The organism is Rhizobium sp. SVR5-9E, assembly GCF_056755095.1.
In genome coordinates, this window is the sequence record NZ_JBNDHS010000293.1 from 1 (window position 1) to 345 (window position 345).

Genomic DNA, 345 nt, shown 5'->3' on the forward strand with positions numbered 1-345 from the left:
TCCTGCCAGAGGTTATTGAAAGCTTCGCGGCGATCGTCGGGCAGGGCCGACTGAATCGTCATCGTCTTCAGATATTCCGGCTTGTGGATCACCCGGTTGAGATCGTCGGCCGGCAGTTTTTCCATGGCGGCAGCATTGGCCGAAGCCGGCGCCCCGACCTTGGTTGCCCATTGGAAATAGAAGTCAGGGTCGATCATGTAGTTGATGAAGGCAAGGCCAGCATCCGGATTGGTGCTCGTCGCCGGGACAGACAGGCTGTCCAGCCAGCCGATGCCGCCTTCCTTCGGAACCACGAATTCGACCGGCAGCTTGCTGTTGCGCTTGGAGCGGACGGCCGCACCCGAC

General features: G+C 60.6%; 1 protein-coding gene. It reads right to left on the reverse strand.

What is annotated here, in order from left to right; all coding sequences use genetic code 11:
• On the reverse strand, positions 1-345 hold a 345-nt coding region (locus ACPYOJ_RS34855; RefSeq protein ID WP_481420304.1), incomplete at both ends, for an extracellular solute-binding protein.